Source organism: Mesorhizobium sp. M7A.F.Ca.CA.002.15.2.1 (assembly GCF_003998715.1).
GTDB classification, from domain to species: Bacteria; Pseudomonadota; Alphaproteobacteria; order Rhizobiales; family Rhizobiaceae; genus Mesorhizobium; species Mesorhizobium ciceri.
The window spans coordinates 1-3,506 of the sequence record NZ_RZPI01000603.1 but is presented as its reverse complement, the minus strand read 5'-3'; the positions used below and the strand labels follow the sequence as shown (position 1 = coordinate 3,506).

Here is a 3,506-nt window from a genome sequence, read left to right as displayed (position 1 = left end):
GCGCCGCCTGACCCGCAAGACGGTGCTGGAACGCCGCACCCAGGGCGGCGGCAGGGTGCCGCAGCTTGCCGCGGCCAATGTCGATACGCTGTTCATCGTCACCTCGTGCAATGCCGACTTCAATCCCGCCCGGCTCGAGCGCTATCTGGCGCTGGCCAACGAGGCCGGAACGACGCCGGTGATCCTGCTGACCAAGGCCGATACCGCTGAAGACGCCGAGACCTACCAGAAGCAAGCTGCGGCGTTGCAGCGTGGATTGCCGGTGGTGATGCTGAACCCCCGCACATCGGATGCGGCAACCGTCCTGGCTGCCTGGTGCGGTGTCGGCCAGACGGTGGCGCTGATCGGCTCCTCCGGCGTCGGCAAATCGACGCTGGTCAACACGCTGGCCGGATCGGCGCAGCAATCGCCGCAACAGACCGGGGGCATCCGCGAGCACGATTCCAAGGGACGCCACACCACCACGTCGCGATCGCTGCATTCCATCGCCGGCGGTGGCTGGGTGATCGACACGCCGGGCATGCGGACGCTGCAGGTCAGCGATGTCGGCTACGGCATCGACACGCTGTTTGCCGAAATCACCGAGCTTGCACCGCTCTGCAAGTTCCGCGACTGCACGCATGTGCACGAGCCGGGTTGCGCGGTTCAGACTGCCTTGAAGGCGGGGACGCTCGACCCGGAGCGCCTTGCCCGCTGGCGAAAACTGTCCGACGAGAACCAGAACAACACGCCGGTCCAGAGCGGGCCTCGCGGAGCCAAGACTTCCGGCGGTCGCGGAAAGAGGCGCTGAACGGCGAGGACTGAGGACTTCAGAGCTGCGCCGTGCCGAAAACGCGATCCCAGAATGCCGAAGTCACACCGAAATTGGCCGTTTCGTCGATGTGGTGATGCACCGCATGACGGCGCTTGAGCGTATAGAGATAGCTCGGATGCGCCGGGTGCCAGTGATGGATCATGTGGTGGATGCTGATGTACCACAGATATCCCAGCATCAACCCGCAGCTCACCGCGCTCGCGGTGGCGAAATCTGAGACCACCCAAACGGGCACAAACGCGACCAGCGCATGCACGCCGAGACTGAGCCAGGTTGGCGTGCCCACAGAACTGCGTTCCTCGACATGGTGACGGTCGTGCAGGTCCTTGACGTAAGGAATATGGTGAAGAGCGAACCTGTGCAGCACATACTCGATCAGCGTCCAGAGGCCGAGACAGGCGAGGACAGTGCCGATCCAGCCTGGCGCACTCTCTTCGCCAGCCTCGAGCAGCCCGGCCACTGCCAGCACGGCGATCACCAGCGGATACACCACGAAGTCGCTATAGTAGCCAATAAGACCGAGTTGCATCGTCACCTAGCCTTCGAGCCGCCAAATAAGCGATGGTATCAGATTGCCGGACTCGCGACCGAGGTGCAATGCAGACGCGCCTGACATAGCGTCGCAATCCCCTAGTGCAAGGTTCGCATCAACGATTCAAGGACCATCAGCAGGCTGCCGGCTTCGCAAATGGACGTACAAAAATGGCAAAACGCAGTGCGGGATTGCTGATCTATCGCCGCAGCGATGGCGATCTCAGGGTGTTGCTGGTTCACCCGGGCGGGCCGTTCTGGGCGAAGAAGGACGATGGCGCCTGGTCGATGCCGAAGGGTCTCGTCGGCGAGGACGAGGATGAGTTGACGGCAGCGCAACGCGAGACCGAGGAAGAGCTCGGCGTCAAGGTTGATGGTCCCTTCGCGCGGCTCGGCGACTACAAACAACCCGGCGGCAAGATCGTCTCGGCCTGGTCTGTCGAGGCGACCATCGACATCGACGTGGCCGCCATCAAGAGCAACATTTTCACCATGGAATGGCCGCCAAGGTCGGGATCCCTGAAGGAGTTCCCGGAGGTCGACAGAGCGGGCTGGTTCACCTTGCCCGAGGCCGAGGTGAAAATCCTCAAGGGGCAGCGCCCGATGCTTTTGGATTTTGCCAGGCAGCAAGGCGCCGGATGATCCGCAGCCCTCAATAGGGCAGGCCGACATAGTTTTCCGCGAGCGCGGTCGATGCGGCACGCGACTGCACGAGATAGTCGAGCTCGGCCTCCTGGATGCGCTGGCCGAACTCGGCGGTGTCGGGAAAACAATGCAGCATCGTCGTCATCCACCAGGAAAAGCGAACCGCCTTCCAGACCCGCGCCAGCGCCTTTTGCGAATAGCAGTCGATGCCAGCCGCGGATTTGTCGCGATAGAAGTCGCACAAACCCGAGAAGAGATAGCGCACGTCGCTGGCAGCGAGGTTCAGACCCTTGGCGCCGGTCGGCGGCACGATGTGGGCGGCGTCGCCGACCAGGAACAGCCGGCCGAAGCGCATCGGCTCGGCAACGAAGGAGCGCAGCGGCGCGATCGATTTCTCGAAGGATGGGCCGGTGACGACGCTTGCCGCCGTCTGCTCGGGCAAGCGGCGGCGCAGCTCGTCCCAGAAGCGCTCGTCCGGCCAGGCTTCGACGCGATCGTCCTGCGGACACTGCACATAATAGCGGCTGCGGTGCGTCGAGCGCATCGAGCACAGGGCAAAACCCCTTTCATGATTGGCGTAGACCAGTTCGTGATCGGCCGGCGGCACTTCGGCCAGCACGCCGAGCCAGCCGAACGGATACTGCCGCTCGAAGATTTTCAGCGCACGCTCGGGCACCGATTTGCGGCTGACGCCGTGATAGCCGTCACAGCCGGCAATGAAGTCGCAATCGATGCGATGCGTGACCCCGTCCTTGTCATAGGTCGCGAAAGGTGCGGCGCCGTCGAAATCGTGCAACGCGACATTTGCCGCCTCGTAGATCGTGGTCAGTCCGTCCGCATCGCGCTTGTCCATCAAATCGTGCGTCACCTCGGTCTGGCCATAGACGGTGACATGCCTGCCGCCGGTCAGTGCCTCGAGGTCGATGCGGTGCAGGCGTCCGTCGAAGGCGAGCGAGATGCCGGAATGCGGCAGTCCTTCCGCGTGCAGCCTTGCCGCCGCGCCGGCCTGTTCCAGCAATTCGACGGTGCCCTGTTCGAGCACCCCTGCCCGCACTCGGCCAAGCACGTGCTCGCGGCTCGCGCGTTCCAGAATGACCGTCTCGACGCCGATGCCGGCCAGAAGCTGCCCAAGCAGCAGGCCGGACGGTCCGGACCCGACGATGACGATTTGCGTGCGCATCAGTGGCCGAGACTTTCGACCTGTGCGGCCAGCTCAGCGGCAAGGCGGAGCGACGCGGCCGTCGCGATGACCATTTGCGGCAGCAATAGCCATTCCAGCGTCCAGGCAGCGCCCGAGCGCTCCTGCTCATGCACGAGCGCGTGATGCATGCCCGCAAGCTGCGTGGCGTTGAAGCGGGCAAGCGCCACCAGCGCTTCGGCCTTCACCGGGTTCTGCTTGTGCGGCATGGCCGAAGAGCCGCCGCCGCCGGAAAGCTCGATCTCGGTTCCACCTTGCGCCATCAGCGCGATGTCCTGGCCGAATTTGCCGAGGCTGCCTGATAGCAGCGACATCAGG

The 3,506-nt window shown here is 63.9% G+C and carries 5 protein-coding genes; 2 read left to right on the top strand and 3 right to left on the bottom strand.

The annotated features are described in order from the left end of the window. A partial coding sequence (gene rsgA, locus ENZ74_RS25965; RefSeq protein ID WP_127313078.1) for a ribosome small subunit-dependent GTPase A occupies positions 1-790 on the top strand: 790 nt, incomplete at its 5' end. A gap of 19 nt (positions 791-809) precedes the next feature. On the opposite strand, the gene ENZ74_RS25960 is transcribed toward rsgA, so the two are convergent. Beyond that, positions 810-1,343: a sterol desaturase family protein gene (locus ENZ74_RS25960; RefSeq protein WP_027163878.1), complete on the bottom strand. Its 534-nt coding sequence runs from the start codon at positions 1,341-1,343 to the stop codon at positions 810-812. A 173-nt stretch (positions 1,344-1,516) separates the two neighbouring features. On the opposite strand from ENZ74_RS25960, the gene ENZ74_RS25955 reads away from it, so the two are divergent. Continuing rightward, entirely contained in the window at positions 1,517-1,987 is a 471-nt protein-coding gene (locus ENZ74_RS25955) for an NUDIX domain-containing protein (protein WP_027163879.1), read from the top strand. A gap of 10 nt (positions 1,988-1,997) precedes the next feature. Here ENZ74_RS25955 and pobA read toward each other — a convergent pair whose 3' ends face one another. Both pobA and ENZ74_RS25945 read right to left on the bottom strand, forming a co-directional pair. Then, a complete protein-coding gene (gene pobA / locus ENZ74_RS25950; RefSeq protein WP_063167584.1) occupies positions 1,998-3,170 on the bottom strand; it encodes a 4-hydroxybenzoate 3-monooxygenase in 1,173 nt (390 codons plus the stop codon). After that, the coding region (locus tag ENZ74_RS25945) for a lyase family protein (protein WP_245471010.1) at positions 3,170-3,506 on the bottom strand (337 nt) is incomplete at its 5' end. The genes ENZ74_RS25945 and pobA, both read right to left, overlap by 1 nt.

Bases quoted from the DNA above. Each gene is read 5' to 3' on its own strand.
- ENZ74_RS25960 (WP_027163878.1), bottom strand. From the start codon at position 1,343: ATGCAACTCGGTCTTATTGGCTACTATAGCGACTTCGTGGTGTATCCG.
- ENZ74_RS25955 (WP_027163879.1), top strand. From the start codon at position 1,517: ATGGCAAAACGCAGTGCGGGATTGCTGATCTATCGCCGCAGCGATGGC.
- pobA (WP_063167584.1), bottom strand. From the start codon at position 3,170: ATGCGCACGCAAATCGTCATCGTCGGGTCCGGACCGTCCGGCCTGCTG.